At 58.9% G+C, this 17051-nt stretch carries 16 protein-coding genes; 6 read left to right on the top strand and 10 right to left on the bottom strand.

Annotated elements, in window-relative coordinates:
- Nucleotides 1–66: 66 nt before the first annotated feature.
- Nucleotides 67–2844 (top strand): aconitate hydratase AcnA, encoded by a 2778-nt coding sequence (gene acnA, locus AKU94_RS03915; protein ID WP_050526026.1) that lies wholly within the window; start codon nt 67–69, stop codon nt 2842–2844.
- Between the two features lie 195 nt (nt 2845–3039).
- Here acnA and AKU94_RS03920 read toward each other — a convergent pair whose 3' ends face one another.
- Complete coding sequence (locus AKU94_RS03920; RefSeq protein ID WP_050526027.1) at nt 3040–3255, bottom strand: DUF2842 domain-containing protein; 216 nt, start codon at nt 3253–3255, stop codon at nt 3040–3042.
- A gap of 17 nt (nt 3256–3272) precedes the next feature.
- Complete coding sequence (locus AKU94_RS03925; RefSeq protein WP_050526028.1) at nt 3273–4565, bottom strand: adenylosuccinate synthase; 1293 nt, start codon at nt 4563–4565, stop codon at nt 3273–3275.
- A gap of 188 nt (nt 4566–4753) precedes the next feature.
- On the opposite strand from AKU94_RS03925, the gene secG reads away from it, so the two are divergent.
- Together secG and AKU94_RS03935 are read left to right on the top strand one after the other, a co-directional pair.
- A complete protein-coding gene (gene secG / locus AKU94_RS03930; protein ID WP_050526029.1) occupies nt 4754–5134 on the top strand; it encodes a preprotein translocase subunit SecG in 381 nt (126 codons plus the stop codon).
- 166 nt (nt 5135–5300) lie between these two features.
- The gene (locus AKU94_RS03935) at nt 5301–6944 is read left to right on the top strand and encodes a CTP synthase (RefSeq protein WP_050526030.1); all 1644 of its coding nucleotides are present in this window, start codon (nt 5301–5303) and stop codon (nt 6942–6944) included.
- Between the two features lie 54 nt (nt 6945–6998).
- Here AKU94_RS03935 and AKU94_RS03940 read toward each other — a convergent pair whose 3' ends face one another.
- Both AKU94_RS03940 and parE read right to left on the bottom strand, forming a co-directional pair.
- Nucleotides 6999–7307 carry a hypothetical protein gene (locus tag AKU94_RS03940; RefSeq protein WP_050526031.1) on the bottom strand — a complete coding sequence of 103 codons (309 nt, stop codon included), beginning with the start codon at nt 7305–7307 and terminating at the stop codon, nt 6999–7001.
- Between the two features lie 218 nt (nt 7308–7525).
- The gene (gene parE, locus AKU94_RS03945) at nt 7526–9481 is read right to left on the bottom strand and encodes a DNA topoisomerase IV subunit B (protein ID WP_050526032.1); all 1956 of its coding nucleotides are present in this window, start codon (nt 9479–9481) and stop codon (nt 7526–7528) included.
- A 239-nt stretch (nt 9482–9720) separates the two neighbouring features.
- Here parE and ppk2 point away from each other — a divergent pair, with 239 nt between their 5' ends.
- Both ppk2 and AKU94_RS03955 read left to right on the top strand, forming a co-directional pair.
- Complete coding sequence (gene ppk2, locus AKU94_RS03950) at nt 9721–10680, top strand: polyphosphate kinase 2 (protein ID WP_050526033.1); 960 nt, start codon at nt 9721–9723, stop codon at nt 10678–10680.
- A gap of 86 nt (nt 10681–10766) precedes the next feature.
- Nucleotides 10767–12128 carry an MATE family efflux transporter gene (locus AKU94_RS03955; protein WP_050526034.1) on the top strand — a complete coding sequence of 454 codons (1362 nt, stop codon included), beginning with the start codon at nt 10767–10769 and terminating at the stop codon, nt 12126–12128.
- Here AKU94_RS03955 and AKU94_RS03960 read toward each other — a convergent pair.
- Both AKU94_RS03960 and rlmJ read right to left on the bottom strand, forming a co-directional pair.
- A complete protein-coding gene (locus AKU94_RS03960; protein WP_050526035.1) occupies nt 12125–12421 on the bottom strand; it encodes a DUF1330 domain-containing protein in 297 nt (98 codons plus the stop codon). The two genes, AKU94_RS03955 and AKU94_RS03960, sit on opposite strands and share 4 nt — an antisense overlap.
- Before the next feature lie 5 nt (nt 12422–12426).
- Nucleotides 12427–13206, bottom strand: coding sequence for a 23S rRNA (adenine(2030)-N(6))-methyltransferase RlmJ (gene rlmJ, locus AKU94_RS03965; protein ID WP_050526036.1), 780 nt, complete (start codon nt 13204–13206; stop codon nt 12427–12429).
- A gap of 111 nt (nt 13207–13317) precedes the next feature.
- Between rlmJ and AKU94_RS03970 the strand changes: the two genes are divergently transcribed.
- Entirely contained in the window at nt 13318–13782 is a 465-nt protein-coding gene (locus AKU94_RS03970) for a DMT family transporter (RefSeq protein WP_050526037.1), read from the top strand.
- Here AKU94_RS03970 and AKU94_RS03975 read toward each other — a convergent pair.
- The 4 genes from AKU94_RS03975 to AKU94_RS03990 all read right to left on the bottom strand — a co-directional run bounded on the left by AKU94_RS03975 (nt 13760) and on the right by AKU94_RS03990 (nt 17036).
- Nucleotides 13760–14407 (bottom strand): DUF3047 domain-containing protein, encoded by a 648-nt coding sequence (locus AKU94_RS03975; RefSeq protein WP_050526038.1) that lies wholly within the window; start codon nt 14405–14407, stop codon nt 13760–13762. The two genes, AKU94_RS03970 and AKU94_RS03975, sit on opposite strands and share 23 nt — an antisense overlap.
- 81 nt (nt 14408–14488) lie before the next feature.
- Nucleotides 14489–15169 carry an ABC transporter ATP-binding protein gene (locus AKU94_RS03980; protein WP_050526039.1) on the bottom strand — a complete coding sequence of 227 codons (681 nt, stop codon included), beginning with the start codon at nt 15167–15169 and terminating at the stop codon, nt 14489–14491.
- The gene (locus AKU94_RS03985) at nt 15162–16412 is read right to left on the bottom strand and encodes a lipoprotein-releasing ABC transporter permease subunit (protein ID WP_050526091.1); all 1251 of its coding nucleotides are present in this window, start codon (nt 16410–16412) and stop codon (nt 15162–15164) included. Before AKU94_RS03985 ends, AKU94_RS03980 begins: the two co-directional genes overlap by 8 nt.
- 126 nt (nt 16413–16538) lie before the next feature.
- Complete coding sequence (locus AKU94_RS03990; protein ID WP_050526040.1) at nt 16539–17036, bottom strand: DUF2937 family protein; 498 nt, start codon at nt 17034–17036, stop codon at nt 16539–16541.
- Between the last annotated feature and the right edge of the window lie 15 nt (nt 17037–17051).

Consider the following 17051-nt stretch of genomic DNA (forward strand, 5'->3'; position numbering starts at 1 on the left):
GCTGCAATAGTCGGCATTACCGTTAGGGAAGATCACGATATTCACGCCCCAGCCAGGAGGTTAGACATGACCGTAACCGTCGGACATGACAGCACCAAAGCCCGCCGTACCCTTACCAGCGGTGGTTCGTCCATCGCCTATTACTCCATCCCCGCCGCGCAAGAGGCCGGGTTGGGTGATTTCACCCGTCTGCCCGCCTGCCTCAAGGTGGTGCTGGAAAACATGTTGCGCTTTGAAGATGGCAAGACCGTCTCGGTCGACGATATCAAGGCCTTTGGCGCATGGGCTGACAATGGCGGCAAAAACCCGCGCGAAATCGCCTACCGCCCTGCCCGCGTCTTGATGCAGGATTTCACCGGTGTTCCGGCCGTGGTGGATCTTGCCGCCATGCGCGACGGCATCATTGGTCTTGGTGGAAACGCCCAGCAAATCAACCCATTGGCCCCTGTTGACCTTGTCATTGACCACTCGGTTATGATTGACCAGTTCGGCACGCCGCGCGCATTCCAGATGAACGTGGACCGCGAATACGAACGCAACATGGAGCGCTATACCTTCCTGAAATGGGGCCAGAATGCGTTTAACAACTTCCGCGTTGTGCCGCCCGGCACCGGTATTTGCCATCAGGTGAACCTTGAGTATCTGTCGCAAACCGTCTGGACCGACAAGGATCAGGACGGTGTAGAGGTTGCTTACCCAGACACATTGGTCGGCACCGACAGCCACACCACCATGGTCAACGGCCTGGCCGTTCTGGGTTGGGGCGCTGGTGGGATTGAGGCTGAGGCCGCAATGCTGGGCCAGCCGGTCTCAATGCTGATCCCCGAGGTTGTCGGCTTCAAACTGACAGGGACGATGGTTGAGGGCACCACCGCCACTGACCTTGTGCTGAAGGTTGTGCAAATGCTGCGCCAGCACGGTGTGGTCAGCAAATTCGTCGAATTTTATGGGGACGGGCTTGACCGTTTGCCACTGGCAGACCGTGCGACCATCGCCAATATGGCACCGGAATATGGTGCGACTTGCGGCTTCTTCCCGATCGATAATGAGACCCTGCGCTACCTTCGCAACACCGGCCGCGACGAGGCCCGGATCGCGTTGGTAGAAGCCTATGCCAAGGCAAACGGCATGTGGCGCGATGCCGATTACAACCCGATCTATACCTCCACGCTGGAGCTGGATATGGGCACCATCGTGCCTGCAATCTCGGGTCCAAAACGGCCACAGGATTTCGTGGCACTGGACGTAGCCGCAGAGACCTTCGGCGAATATGTGACCGGTCAGCGCAGCGAAAAGCAGGCCAATAAAAAACAAAAGGGCCGCTGGGAAGATGAGGGTGGTCAGCCCGCGCCGGTTGATATTCCCGGCGACAAGGGTGATCACAAGCGTGGTTACGTGAAAACCGAGGATGGGCACTACCAGCTGCATGACGGCTCTATCGTCATTGCGTCCATCACCTCTTGTACCAACACCTCCAACCCCTATGTGATGATCGCAGCCGGTCTGGTGGCGCGCAAAGCCCGTGCCAAAGGTCTGGATCGCAAGCCTTGGGTAAAAACCTCGCTGGCCCCCGGTTCGCAGGTTGTGACCGAATATCTTGAGGCCGCCGGTCTGCAAGATGATCTTGATGCCATCGGCTTCAACCTTGTCGGCTATGGTTGCACGACCTGTATCGGTAACTCTGGCCCGTTGGACCCTGCGATTTCCAAAGCGATCAACGATTATGACCTGATCGCCACCTCCGTATTGTCGGGCAACCGCAACTTTGAAGGCCGGATCAGCCCCGATGTGCGCGCAAATTATCTTGCGTCGCCACCGCTGGTTGTCGCCTACTCGCTGATCGGTGATATGAATATCGACATCACCAAAGCCAGCCTTGGCAATGATCAGGATGGGAACCCCGTCTATCTCAAGGACATCTGGCCCTCGAACGCCGAGATTGCGGAGCTGGTCGAAAGCACTGTGACACGCGAGGCGTTCCTCAAGAAATACGCCGATGTCTTCAAGGGTGATGAGAAGTGGCAGGGCGTGCAAACGCCGGATTCTGAGACCTACGACTGGCCTCCAACTTCGACCTACATTCAGAACCCGCCCTATTTCCAGAATATGTCCAAGGATCCGGGCGTTATTTCTGATATCAAAGGCGCGCGTGTCTTGGCCCTTTTGGGCGATATGATCACCACCGACCACATCTCGCCAGCGGGGTCGTTCAAAGACACCTCCCCTGCCGGGAAATACCTTGTGGAACGCCAGATCAAACCGGCAGAGTTCAACTCTTACGGGTCGCGTCGTGGGAACCACGAGGTGATGATGCGCGGCACCTTTGCCAATATCCGCATCAAGAACGAAATGCTCGACGGCGTTGAGGGTGGCTACACCAAAGGGCCCGACGGGGCGCAGACCTCTATCTTTGATGCGGCCATGGCCTATCAAGAGACAGGCACACCGCTGGTGATCTTTGGTGGTGCGGAATACGGTGCAGGCTCCAGCCGTGACTGGGCGGCAAAAGGGACGGCGCTGCTTGGCGTCAAGGCCGTGGTTGCCGAATCCTTTGAGCGTATTCACCGCTCCAACCTCGTTGGTATGGGCGTAATTCCGTTTGAGTTCACCAATGGCGACACCCGCAAATCCCTTGCCCTTACCGGCGATGAGGTGATCGACATCGAAGGGCTGGAAGGCGACCTCAAACCGCTCTCTACCGTTCCATGCCATGTCACCTATGCGGATGGCACAACCAAAACCATCCAGATCAAATGCCGCATCGATACGGCAATTGAGAAGGAATATGTCGAACATGGCGGCGTTCTGGCCTATGTGCTGCGCGATCTGGCCAAAACGGCCTGAACACCTAACGGGATTTGAGCCATAGCTGTAATCCTTCACACCCCGCCAGTTATCTGGCGGGGTGTTTTTATTGCGGGTATTGACGTGTAAAACACTGCCCGCTTTCCGGCATTTTCCATAAAAAATCCGCCGCGAGGAACGCGGCGGATTACTTTAGGGTTCATATTCCCAAAATTTGCAGGTCAGCACCCGCTACTAAGCGTCCGGATCAGCCTTGCCCACCCCGAGGAAGACAAATTTGAAAGGCAGCATCCACAAGAACCCCAAGAATACATAGACGATGAGTTCAAGCCAGAAGGGCGGCCGGTCAAACAGGGAAATCACGAACAGAGCCGCCGCGATATAAAGCGGCAGACCTATAAGTAGCAGGACCAATGACCAACGCCGCCGTGCTTTATATGACAGTTTCATCGCGCCCTTCCCCCCGCTCAATCCGCAAAGGGATCGGTTACAAGGATCGTATCATCACGCTCCGGGCTGGTGGAAAGCAAAGCGACCGGGCATTGGATCAACTCTTCGATCCGGCGCACATATTTGATCGCCGCCCCCGGAAGATCGGCCCAAGAGCGCGCGCCAGCGGTGTTTTCAGTCCAGCCTTCCATCTCTTCATAGATCGGGGTGCAGCGCGCCTGTTGATCGGCGGCAGTGGGCAGATAATCCAGCCGCTTGCCGTCCAGTTCATAGCCGACACAGATCTTGATGATCGGGAAGCCGTCCATCACATCCAGCTTGGTCAGCGCAATACCGGTCACACCGCTGGTTGCACAGGTCTGGCGCACCAGAACCGCGTCGAACCAGCCGCAACGACGCTTGCGCCCGGTGACGGTGCCAAACTCATGCCCGCGCTCGCCCAGACGGGTGCCATCGGCATCGTCCAGTTCGGCGGGGAACGGGCCTTCGCCGACGCGGGTGGTATAGGCCTTGACGATTCCCAGCACGAAATCAATCGCGCCTGGCCCAAGGCCCGTACCCGTCGCGGCCTGCCCTGCAATCACATTGGAGGAGGTCACGAACGGATAGGTACCGAAATCGATATCCAAAAGCGCACCTTGCGCCCCTTCGAACAAAATCCGTTTGCCTGCACGGCGCGCCTCATTGAGAACTTTCCACACAGGTTGCGCATAGGGCAGCACTTGCGGCGCGATCTCACGCAGTTGCGCCAAGAGCGCATCACGGTCAATCGGCTCAAGGCCCAGCCCGCGGCGCAGCGCGTCATGGTGGGTCAACATGCGGTCAACGCGCAACTCCAGCGTGGCATCATCTGCCAGATCGGCCACACGAATCGCTCGACGACCGACTTTATCCTCATAGGCCGGACCGATACCGCGGCCGGTGGTGCCGATCTTGGCCACGGCTGTCTGATCTTCACGCGCGCGGTCCAATTCGCCATGTACCGGCAGGATAAGCGGCGCATTTTCCGCGATCATCAGGTTTTCGGTTGTGATTTCAACACCCTGCGCACGCAGCTTCTCGATCTCGGTAATCAGGTGCCAAGGGTCAAGGACCACGCCATTGCCGATAACAGACAGCTTGCCACCGCGCACAATCCCCGAGGGCAGCAACGACAGCTTGTAGACCTTGCCGTCGATGACCAACGTATGGCCCGCGTTATGCCCACCCTGAAACCGTGCGATGACATCGGCACGTTCCGACAGCCAGTCCACAATCTTGCCTTTTCCTTCGTCACCCCATTGGGCGCCGACTACGACGACATTGGCCATTCTCAATGATCCCTTCACGCATTGGTCCAAGTGAAACCGCTTGGGGTATAGCCGCCTTACGCGCAGGTGGAAACCACTAAATGATTTGGCCGATATCTAGATTGGACGGCTTTGCCCGCGAAGGGCTTGCCCCCGGACCGAGTTCCGCCTAAACAGACGCGTCAGCCCAGCGAAAAGCCGAAAGTCCTATGGAAAACGTCGTTCTTACCATCCACCTGATCCTTGCACTTTGCCTGATTGGCGTTGTGTTGCTGCAACGTTCCGAAGGGGGCGGCTTGGGCATGGGCGGCGGGGGCGGCGGCGGTGCCATGTCGGGCCGTGCGGCAGCAACCGCATTGACCAAGCTGACATGGCTGCTTGCGATCGGCTTTATCATTACCTCCATCTCGCTGACCCTGATTGCGGCCAAAGGGGCAACCGGCACATCCGTTGTCGATCAGTTCGGCGGCACGATCTCTGCGCCCGTGGTCCCCGAGGCACCTTTGGGCACAGATCTGTTGCCTCCTGCGCCTGCCGATGCGCCGCTAACGCCGCCACGTGCGGATGACGGCACCACCACCGGTAATTAATCCGTATACGGGTTGGCCCCATAATTTGGGGCTGCCCGATTGTTCACCTCATCATATTGCGGGCTTATTGCGGTCCGTCCTCTTTTCGGTTATCTCTCGTCTCCCGTGATGGTGCGATTCTGAGGCGCCGAATCGCATTGGCCAATTCTTCACGGGGGTTCACCACATGGCACGTTATATCTTCATCACCGGCGGTGTTGTCTCCTCTCTGGGCAAGGGTCTTGCCTCGGCGGCTTTGGGCGCGCTTTTGCAGGCCCGCGGCTATTCGGTGCGGCTGCGCAAGCTTGACCCCTATCTGAACGTCGACCCCGGCACGATGTCACCCTTTGAACATGGTGAGGTCTTTGTGACCGATGATGGTGCGGAAACCGACCTTGACCTTGGCCATTATGAGCGTTTTACCGGCGTGCCCGCGCGCAAAACCGATAGCGTCTCTTCGGGGCGGATCTATTCCAACGTGCTGGAAAAGGAACGTCGCGGCGATTATCTGGGCAAGACCATTCAAGTCGTCCCGCACGTCACCAATGAGATCAAGGACTATTTGCGCATCGGTGCGGATGAGGTTGATTTCATGCTCTGTGAAATTGGCGGCACCGTGGGCGATATCGAGGGTCTGCCTTTCTTTGAGGCGATCCGCCAGTTTATCCATGAGCGTCCGGCCGGCGAATGTATTTTGCTTCACCTGACGCTTCTGCCCTATCTGGCCGCAAGCGGCGAGTTGAAAACCAAGCCAACCCAGCATTCAGTCAAGGAACTGCAAAGCATCGGTCTTGCGCCGGATGTTCTGTTGCTGCGCTCAGAACATCCGATTCCGGAAAAAGAGCGCGAAAAGATTGCCTTGTTCTGCAATGTTCGCAAAGAATCGGTTATCGCCGCCTATGATCTGAAAACCATCTATGAGGCCCCCCTCGCCTATCACCGCGAAGGGCTGGATCAAGCCGTTCTGGACGCCTTCGGCATCTCACCTGCCCCGCGCCCCAACCTGAGCCGCTGGGAAGATGTGATGGACCGCATGACCAACGCCGAAGGCGAAGTGCGCGTGGCCATCGTCGGCAAATACACCCAGCTTGGTGACGCCTATAAATCCATCGCCGAAGCGCTTACCCATGGTGGCATGGCCAACCGCACCCGTGTACGCGTTGATTGGGTTGATAGCGAGCTGTTTGAGCGCGAAGACCCTGCCCCGCACCTGCAACCCTATCACGCGATCCTCGTCCCCGGCGGCTTTGGTGAGCGCGGCACCGAAGGCAAGATCAAGGCGGTTGAATTTGCCCGCACCCGTGGCGTGCCCTATCTGGGGATTTGTCTGGGCATGCAAATGGCCGTGATCGAATCCGCCCGCAACCTTGCTGGGCTCAAGAACGCGGGTTCCGAGGAATTCGACCATGAGGCGGGCGCAAAACGGTTCACACCGGTGATCTATCACCTCAAGGAATGGGTACAGGGCAGCCATGTCGTCGAACGCAAAGTGACCGACGATAAGGGCGGGTCAATGCGCTTGGGGGCCTATAATGCCACGCTGACACCGGGCTCAAAAGTGGCCGAGATCTATGGCACCACCAAAATCGAGGAACGCCACCGTCACCGCTATGAGGTTGATATGACCTACCGCGAGCAGCTGGAGGCCAAGGGCTTGATCTTTTCCGGCATCTCGCCCGACGGTCGTCTGCCCGAAATCGTAGAGGTCAAAGGCCACCCGTGGTTCATCGGCGTGCAATTCCACCCCGAGCTGAAATCCAAACCCTTCGCGCCCCACCCGCTGTTCGCCGACTTTATTCGTGCCGCGGTAGAGGCGTCTCGGCTGGTTTAGGTTGTACGCGGCGCCTTGAGCCATAAATCCACTCAGGGCGCTTCACCCGGCGGCTTAGAGAGAGCTGATGGAGTCGGCCAGACCTGTTACAAATGCAGGATTGAACGTAGCAATTAGCCCGACGACGAGTGGAAGTCCGAAGTCAACCGCGAATAGCCCTAACGCAGAGAAAATAAAGGTAAGGCGAGAGTATCTTTCTTCAATGCGAGCAAGGGCGGAGTTTTTCTCATTTTCGATTGCATCTAGATCCCCCTGAGGGCTGTCATCTTCAAAAGCACCTTCAACATGCCCATGCATGGACCAAAACTGACTATTTCTAAGAAAAAATGCTCGCTTTGTCCTATCGTCGCTTAATTTTTTCATTACACGAAAACAACCAAAAGTACCGACGCCCCCAATTGACCAAAGGAAACCAGTCTGGGCTGGTTCACTCTGAATGTAAGGCCAAATAAGGTGAGTTCATCAGAAATGAACTCCATATTTCCAATGAAAAAAGTCAAGAGGGCAACTGTCAAAAGTGCTTTTCTTGCCGTCTTCTCATCAGAATGCTCGATATAATTATTTAACACATCCCGACTCCCTCAAACGTCCAGCTCCTCCACAAACTGCGCGTTTTCTTGGATATACTGGAACCGAAGCTCGGGCTTTTTACCCATCAGGCGTTCCACCAGATCGCCGGTTTCGCCCGGCTCGTCCTCATCAATGGACACGCGGATCAGTTTACGGGTTTCGGGCTGCATCGTGGTTTCTTTCAGGTCTTTGGCGTCCATCTCGCCCAGACCCTTAAAGCGTTGCACGTCGATCTTGCCCTTGCCGCCAAGGCCTTTTTCTAGCCAGTAATCCTTTTCCGCATCATCGGAAACATAAAGCCGCTTGGCCCCTTGCGTCAGCCGATAAAGCGGTGGGCAAGCCAGATAGAGGTGACCTTGGTCAATCAAGGGGCGCATTTGGGTAAAGAAGAACGTCATCAACAGCGCCGCGATATGGGCACCGTCCACATCGGCATCGGTCATGATGATGATCTTGTCATAGCGCAGATCGTCGACCTTGAATTTCGTCCCCATCTGCACGCCCAAGGCCTCACAGATATCGCGGATCTCGGAGTTGTCATGCAGCTTGTTCGAGGCCGCCCCCAGCACGTTCAGGATCTTGCCCTTGAGTGGCAATAGCGCCTGATTGACCCGGTTGCGCGCGCCCTTGGCAGAGCCGCCGGCCGAGTCCCCCTCCACGATAAACAGCTCCGTGCCTTCGCGGTTTTTAGCGGTGCAATCGGTCAGCTTGCCCGGCAGGCGCAGCTTTTTGGTGGCCGATTTACGGGCGGTTTCCTTTTCCTGACGACGGCGCAGACGCTCTTCGGCGCGCAGCACAAGAAAATCTAGGATCGCCCCTGCTGATTTGGTATCCGCGGCCAGCCAGTTGTCGAAATGGTCCCGCACCGAGCCTTCGACCAGCTTGGCCGCCTCTTCGGTCGCCAGACGGTCCTTGGTCTGGCCCACAAACTGCGGCTCACGGATGAACACCGATATCAGCGCACAGCCGCCCGTCATCATATCATCGCGGGTGATCAGCTCTGCCTTGCGGTTTTTCACCAGATCGCCGTAGGCACGAATACCCTTGAGGATCGCGGTCCAAAAGCCCGCCTCATGCGTGCCGCCCTCGGGGGTGGGCACGGTATTGGTATAGGACTGGATGAACCCGTCGCGCGACGGCGTCCAGTTGATCGCCCATTCCACCGAGCCCGGCTGGCCGAATTTTTCCTGAAAGCTGACCTTGCCCGCAAAAGGCCGATCGGCATAGGTCGTGGCCCCTGTCAGGCTCTCGCCCAGATAATCGGCAAGCCCGCCGGGAAAGTGAAACACCGCCTCCATCGGTGTATCGCCATCGGGAATGGCGGTTTTCCAGCGGATCTCCACCCCCGAAAACAGATAGGCCTTGGAGCGGACCATCTTCATCAGCCGCGCGGGCTTGAACTGCAATGAGCCGAAGATTTGCGGATCGGGGTGGAACATCACCGAGGTGCCGCGCCGGTTGGGGGCCGCGCCCACCTTTTCCACCGGCCCTTGCGGGATGCCCCGCGAAAATTCCTGCACATAAAGCTCTTTGTTGCGGGCGACCTCGACGCGCATGATATCGGACAGCGCATTCACCACGGACGCCCCTACCCCGTGCAAACCGCCCGATGTCTCATAGGCCTTGCCCGAAAACTTGCCGCCCGCGTGCAGGGTACAAAGGATAACCTCCAGCGCGGATTTATCCGGGAACTTGGGGTGCGGATCAATCGGGATGCCGCGGCCGTTGTCGCGGATGGTGATGGCGTAATCCGCGTGCAGCTCCACCTCGATGCGCGTGGCATGACCTGCCACCGCCTCATCCATGGAGTTGTCGAGCACCTCGGCCACCAGATGGTGCAGCGCGCGCTCATCCGTACCGCCGATATACATGCCGGGGCGTTTGCGAACAGGCTCCAGCCCCTCCAGCACCTCGATGTCATTGGCATCATAGGTTTCCGGTGCGGCAGAAAGAAGATCATTGGCCATGTGCTGCTCGATTCTTATTAGGCTTGTTTGAGGCCGGATTAGACCACCTGAGGCGCGCACACGCAAGGCTCGGGCCGCAGGGGCCGCGAGTTTGAGGGCCCGTCCAGCCGAACACAAGACGTTGACACCGATCAGGCGCGGCCGTTTGTCTATGTGCTAAAATGCCGTATTCCTGCTACTTTTTACCTATCCGGCCGGGGCGAAGTTGTTGGAAATTACATCTGTGGAATGGAGGCATCATGGCAGCGAAAACAGCAAAGAAATCGGACAAGCAGAAAAAGCCACGCAAATCAAAAAGCGTAGAAAAACGGGCCCCCGCGACCACCGAGGCGCTGCGCATGACGTTCGAGCAAGGCAAATACCCCTACAAACGCAAAATGAAGCGCAAGACGTATGAGGCCGAAAAAGCCGAACTTCAGGCCGAACTGCTGAAAGTGCAGATCTGGGCCCAAGAGACCGGACAGAAATTTGTGATCTTGATGGAAGGGCGCGATGCGGCCGGTAAGGGCGGCACCATCAAACGCTTTATGGAACACCTGAACCCGCGCTATGCACGTGTTGTGGCCCTCTCCAAACCCGGTGAGCGTGAAACCGGCCAGTGGTTCTTTCAACGGTATATCGAGCATCTGCCAACACGGGGCGAGATCGTTTTCTTTGACCGCTCGTGGTACAATCGTGCCGGCGTAGAGCGGGTCATGGGCTTTTGTAACCCGTCGGAATATCTGGAATTCATGCGTCAGGCCCCGCAGGTGGAACAAATGCTGGTCCGCTCTGGTATCCGGCTTTACAAATACTGGTTCTCGGTCACCCAAGAGGAACAGCGCGCGCGTTTCAAAAGCCGTGAGACAGATCCCCTCAAGCGTTGGAAGCTGTCGCCGATCGATAAGGCGTCCTTGGGCCGTTGGGATGATTACACCGAAGCGAAGGAGGCGATGTTCTTTTATACCGATACCGCAGATGCGCCTTGGACCGTGGTCAAATCCAACCAGAAAAAACGCGCGCGCCTGAACTGCATGCGGCATTTTCTGGCAAGCATCGATTACCCCGGCAAGGACGTCGATGTGGTCGGCCAGCCCGATCCCTTGATCGTGGGCAAGGCCGATCAGGTCGTCAATATGGAAGAGGCCACAGTTGCACCGCTGGATATTGTCCGGCCAAAAAAAGCAAAAGCCAATGGTCGGGCCGACGCGCAGCCCTGATCACAGGCGCGCGGGGTGATCCCTCTTTTGACCGGGCAGGCGCAAGCACTCTTGCCCGGTTGCATTTGTGCGGCTAATGCTCATGGATGAACAGTGTATCCAACACAAGCAAACCGCAACATGCCCGCGCCCTACTGACGCTTGGCCTGCCCCTTGTCGGCAGCCATCTGGCGCAGATGATGCTGCATGTCACCGATACCGTCATGCTGGGCTGGTACGGGGTGCTGGAGCTGGCCTCGGTGGTGCTGGGGGCCTCGCTGTTCTTTATCATCTTTATCCTCGGAGCGGGATTTGGTCAGGCCGTGATGCCGATGGTGGCCCAGGCCCTCGGGCGCGGCGATGAGGTACAGGTCCGCCGCGACACCCGTATGGGGCTATGGCTCTCGATCGGCTTTGGGGTGCTGTGCTATCCGGTGTTCTGGTGGTCGGGGTCGCTTTTGCTGGCCTTGGGGCAAAAGGCGGATGTTTCGGCCACGGCACAGGTTTACTTGCGCATTGCCGGACTGGGGATGATCCCGACCCTGCTGGTGATGAGCCTGAAAAGCTATCTTGCCGCACTGGAAAAAACCCAGGTCGTGCTATGGGTCACTGTGGCGGCTGTGGTGATGAATGCGGGCGTGAATTACGCCTTGATCTTTGGCAATTGGGGCGCGCCTGAGCTGGGGGTGAAGGGGGCGGCGATTGCCTCGGTCTTCACGCAAGCGGTGACCTTTGTTGCCTTGGCCCTTTATGCGCATTGGCTGCCGGAACTGAAACGTTTCAACCTGTTCCAGCGGTTCTGGCGGCCCGATTGGCAGGCGATGCAGCAGGTCTACCGGATCGGCTGGCCCATTGGATTGACGGGTCTGGCCGAGGGCGGATTGTTTCAGGCATCCGCAATCATGATGGGCTGGATCGGCACGATGGAGCTGGCCGCCCACGGTATCGCGCTAGAGGTCACAGCGCTGGCCTTTATGGTGCATCTGGGGCTTTCAAATGCCGCCACCGTGCGGGTCGGTCGCGCGATGGGTCAAAACAACGCGCAAAGCTTGCGCAACGGGGCCAAAGTGGCCTTGATGATGTCGCTTGGTTTCGGCGTGACGATGGTGGTTCTGTTCCTGACACTGCCCGCCCAGATCATCGCGTTGTTTCTGGACAACGCAAACCCGCAGAGCGCCGCCATTGTGGCCTTTGGCACCACGCTTCTGGCACTTTCGGCGCTGTTTCAGATGGTTGATGCCACGCAAGTCATGGCGCTGGGGTTCCTGCGCGGGATGCAAGACACCAAGGTGCCGATGTGGCTTGCCGCCCTGAGCTATTGGGTGATCGGTATCCCCGTCAGCTATGTGCTGGCCTTTCCCCTAGGGCTTGGCGGGCCGGGGCTGTGGCTTGGGTTGACGGTGGGGCTTAGCGTGGCGGCGGCGCTGTTGCTCTGGCGGTTCTGGACCACTGCACCCAAGCCGGACTAGACACCTTCATAACCTTCGACAATCAGGCAATCACCGGTCGAGACCGGATCGCGCAGCGCCTTGGCCGCCTGATATTCAGGGCTGTTGTAACAATCATGCGCCGCTTGCAGGTCTGGAAACTCGATGACCACCGTGCGTGCACGGCAGGCCCCCTCGACCTGCGTTTGTGGCGCACCGCGCACCAAAAACCGCGCGCCGTATTTGGCAAAGGCTGCGGCATTGGCGGCGCGGTACGCCTCATAGGCCTGCGGGTCATGCACGTCGACATGGGCAACCCAATATCCTTTGGCCATGGGGGCTATCCTTCCTGTTGGAAAATCTTGGACACGGTCTTGGCATGATCGGCCAGCCCGTATGGCGGGTTGATGATAAACATCCCCGATCCGATCATCCGGTGGCCGTCACGCACGGGCGCGAAACGCACCTCATGGCGCAGCGCATCGGGAAAACTATCGGTCAGTTGCGCCAGCATCGGCCCATGTGTCCCCGAGGTCAGCATGGGATACCACAGCGCAAGAATGCCCACATTCCATTTGCGTGCAATCTTGGTCAACTCTTTGGGGATGCTGTCATATTCGGCCTTCACCTCATAGGAAGGATCAACCAGCATCATCCCGCGCCGCGGGGTCGGCGGGCAGACCGCCTGCGCCAGTTTGAACCCGTCCTGTTGGCGGATATGGGCATCCCATTGGGTCAGATGCTCGGCCAGAACGGCGTTCTCGCCGGGGTGAAGCTCAGCCAGATGGACCGTATCCATCTCGCGCAGGGTCATGGCGGCGATCAATGGCGATCCGGGATAGGCCGCCTCACCGTATTTGAACCGCACCTCATTGAGCCGCTGGCGGTAGGGGTGGTCCTTGGGCAGATGGTGTTCCAGTGCCTGAACACCTTTTTCCGCCTCGCCGGTTTTCAAGGCCGCCTCATCGCCCAGATCATAAAGCCCCCGCCCCGAATGGGTTTCGATATAGGTGAGGGGCTTGTCCTTTTGGACGAGGTAATCCAGCATCCACGCCAAAAGCGCGTGTTTATGGACATCGGCCGGGTTTCCGGCATGGTAATGGTGTTGATAACTCAGCATAGCGCCCGTCCTATCAGCCCACGCAGACCGGCGAAAGGGGCGCCATCAAAAAGCCCTCGCACAATCTTCAAACCGCGCTAAGCTGCACCGGAAATCATCAAAGGCCCTGATATGACCCCAGAGACCCTGCGCTACGGCGCGATCATGCTTGCCGCAGGTTTCGGCATCCCGCTTCTTGCCGCGCTGAACACGCAATTGGGCGCGCGGATCGGCAGCCCCTCGGCGGCGGCGATGATCCTGTTTACGGTGGCCTTCACGGCGGCCTTGATTACCTCGCTGCTGTCCAAGGGTCTGGGGCCACTGGCCCTTGCGCCGACACAACCCAAACACCTGTTTCTGGCCGGGCTTTGCGTGGCCTTTTATGTGATTTCCATCACCACCGTCGCGCCAAAGTTCGGCGTCGGCAATGCGATCTTCTTTGTACTGATCGGCCAGATGATCATGGCTGCACTGATCGATCATTTCGGAATGTTCGGCGCAATCATCAAGCCAATGACCCTTGCCCGTGGGGCGGGGATCATCCTGATGATCGCAGGCGTTGCCCTGATCCAGCTCAGTTCAGCGAAAGCCCCGTGATGCTGGCGCGGATGCGGCTTTTGGTATCATCCGAATCTGCTGAAACTGCCAGCCCGACCAAGGCCCCCGCCTGCCCGCCAAAGGCGCGTTTGTAATCGGCGGCCAGATTGACCTGTTCGGCATGACTGCCTGTCCCCGCCGCACGCAGCAAAATGGTCTTGCCGCGACTGCCCAGATAGGGGCTGGGCAAAACCGTTCCGCGCCCACGGTCATCCCCCCATGAATAGACCAGAACCCGCGCCGACTGACTGGTCAGAAGTTTGCGCACATCGGCCTTGGCGCCCAATGCTTTTGCCTCTGCCTCGGGCAAGAACACGAAATAGAGCGAGGCATTGCGATCATCCCCGCCTTTTTTCGCCAGATCCGTGGCTGGCACCGATTGGCTGACGGCCCATGACCATTTGGCCGATCGTGCCCCCCAAAGCGGTTCTGCCACACGGGTATAGGCCAGCGATACCGAGCCATCCGAAGCGATGGTCATCTCCCGCCCTTTAAACCCGTATTTATTCGACGAAAACAGCGAGAACCGCTGGGTGGACCATGATTTATCGAACGCCACCCCCTCGGCCGATACAACGGGTGCAAATGACAGGGCGATAAGGGCGGCGGAAAGGGTACGAAACATGGGAACTCCTGTAATTGCCTCTGTCCTAGCATTGATCGCGCGTCACAGGGCACACATCTGCTTGAACCTTTCGTGAGCCGCCTAAAGGATCACCCGCCCCGCCTCCAGCCGCACCACTCGGTCCATCCGCGCCGCCAGCTCCATGTTATGGGTGGCGATCAGGGCCGAAAGGCCGGTTTCCCGCACCAATGTCATCAGCGCGCCGAACACCTGATCCGAGGTGCCCGGATCAAGGTTGCCCGTCGGCTCATCCGCCAGAAGCAGGCGCGGGCCATTCGCCAAGGCACGGCAAAAGGCGATGCGCTGTTGTTCGCCGCCCGACAGGGCCGCAGGGCGATGATCGGCGCGGGGGCCGACGCCGACCTGATCGAGCAACATCCGCGCGCGGGCCTCGGCCTCTTTGCGCGGGGTGCCATTGGCAAGTTGCGGCAGGATGATATTTTCCAGCGCGGTGAATTCGGGCAGCAGGTGGTGGAACTGATAGATAAACCCCACATCGCGCCGCCGCGCCTGTGTCCTGGCACGATCCGACAGCCCCGCAAGATCGGTGCCATCCAGCCGCATCTGCCCGCTATCAGCCGTATCGAGCAGCCCCGCAATATGCAAAAGCGTGGATTTCCCCGCCCCCGAGGGCGCGACCAATGCCACCACCTCACCGCGCGCGACCGAAAGCGAGGCCCCGCGCAGCACCACCACCTCGGCCGGTTTGCCCTTGTTATAGGCCTTGGTCACATTTTCCAGCGACAGCATCACATCACTCATAGCGCAGCGCCTCAACAGGGTTCATCCGTGCGGCACGGCGCGCGGGAAAGATGGTCACAACAAAGGAAAGCCCCAGCGACAGCCCCACCGCCGCCATCACATCCCCCCATTGCAGCTTGGCAGGCAGCGCATAGATCCCGCGGATTGCCGGATCCCAGACCCCACCGCCTGAGATATAATTCACCAATGAGAAAATCGGATCAATATAGATCGCGAACAGACAGCCAAGCAAAACGCCCAAGCCCGTCCCGATGATCCCCGTAAACGCCCCGCAGATAAAGAAAACCCGCAAGATCGACCCTTCGGTCAGCCCCATCGTGCGCAGGATGCCAATATCGCGGCCCTTGTTCTTCACCAGCATGATCAGCCCCGACACAATGTTCATCGCCGCGATCAGCACCAAGACCGAAAGGATGACGAACATCACGTTATCCTCGATATCCAGTGCCCGCAAAAACCCGCCCGAGCTGTCCTTCCACGTCCAGACATTGGCATAGGGCCCCGCAGCCTGCATCAAGGCGATCTGCGCGTCGGTGCCAATATTGTCCGGGTCCGTCACCATCACCTCCAGCTCGTCGGCCAAACCCTCGCGGTTGAAATAGGTCTGGGCCTCTTGCAGCGGCATATAGATGCGGGTGCGGTCGATGTCATAGCGCCCGGCGGTAAAGATATAGACCACCTCATAGGCCGAAACCCGCGGGCTGGTGCCAAGGGCGGTTTTAACCCCGTCGGGGGAAATAAGCCGGATACGGTCGCCTAAACCAACGCCCAATTCCCGCGCGATGCCCGAGCCGATGGCGATCCCTTCACCGTAGCGGGCCAGATCCCCCTCGGCATCGGCCCCCTCACCCACACGAGGGATGCTGCGCAGATCCTCGGCGCGCATGCCGTAGACCTCAGCCCCCGCATTGCGGCTGTTTGCGGTGATCATCACCTGTCCGCGCACCATGGGCGCGGCGCGGGTGACAAACTCCAGCGCGGCAACATCGCGCGCCGCCGCGTCGTAATCCTCAAAGCTGCTGATGCTGCGACCGTCAGCCGTTTCATGGCGGGCGGCATAGATCGTTACATGGGCGTTGGCCCCGAGGATCGTATCAACGAACTCCGCCCGGAACCCCGCCCGCACCGACAGCGTGGCAATCAGCGCAAATACGGCGAGGGTGATGCCGATCAGGCTGATCCATGTCATTACCGAGACGCCCCCCTCGGCCCGTTTGGCGCGCAGGTATCGCCATGCGATCATCCATTCAAAAGCCGCAAAAGGCGGGGGGGATGCAGGGGCTGACACGGCGGGTCTCCATTTGATGGGGCGGGATGCAATTTGGCGCGAACCTGCGGGAATTGCGGTACAGGGTCAAGCCTTGGCCAATCAAGGTTTCGGCACGGTCCGCGGCGCGCGCCACCGCAAGGGCCACAACAACAGGCGCAGCGCGCCCCAGCCGCCCAAAAACCCCAAAGCCGCCGCAATCACCCCCGCCACGGTCAAGGGGACAGCGGGGCGAAAATCCGCCCAAGTGGCGCGCAGTGTATCGGTATCGGCCATGCGGTGCGGCATGGTGATCCGCTCAACAGGGGTGGCAAGACGCAGGAATGTAAGGTTTTGCGACAAGCACGCCTGCCGCTCAAAAGCGCGTTCCATATCCGCCTTGCGGGCCGTCAGAAACGCGGTGCCTTGCATTTGGTCCAAAGCAGCCGCGCGTGTCAGCCCGTTGGCCGTGGCAGAGCGGTCAAATTCCTCAACCACCAAGGTGAGTGCATCAACCTGCCCGCCAAGCCGCTGGATATATTGCTGCGAGAACTCGGGGTATTGCGACAAACCAGCCGCCCCCGAGATCCCGCCCGCAAGGGCAAGGGCGCGGGCGATCATTGCCCCCGCCCCATG

Origin of the sequence: Pseudorhodobacter aquimaris, from assembly GCF_001202025.1 — a bacterium.
Lineage (GTDB): Bacteria > Pseudomonadota > Alphaproteobacteria > Rhodobacterales > Rhodobacteraceae > Pseudorhodobacter > Pseudorhodobacter aquimaris.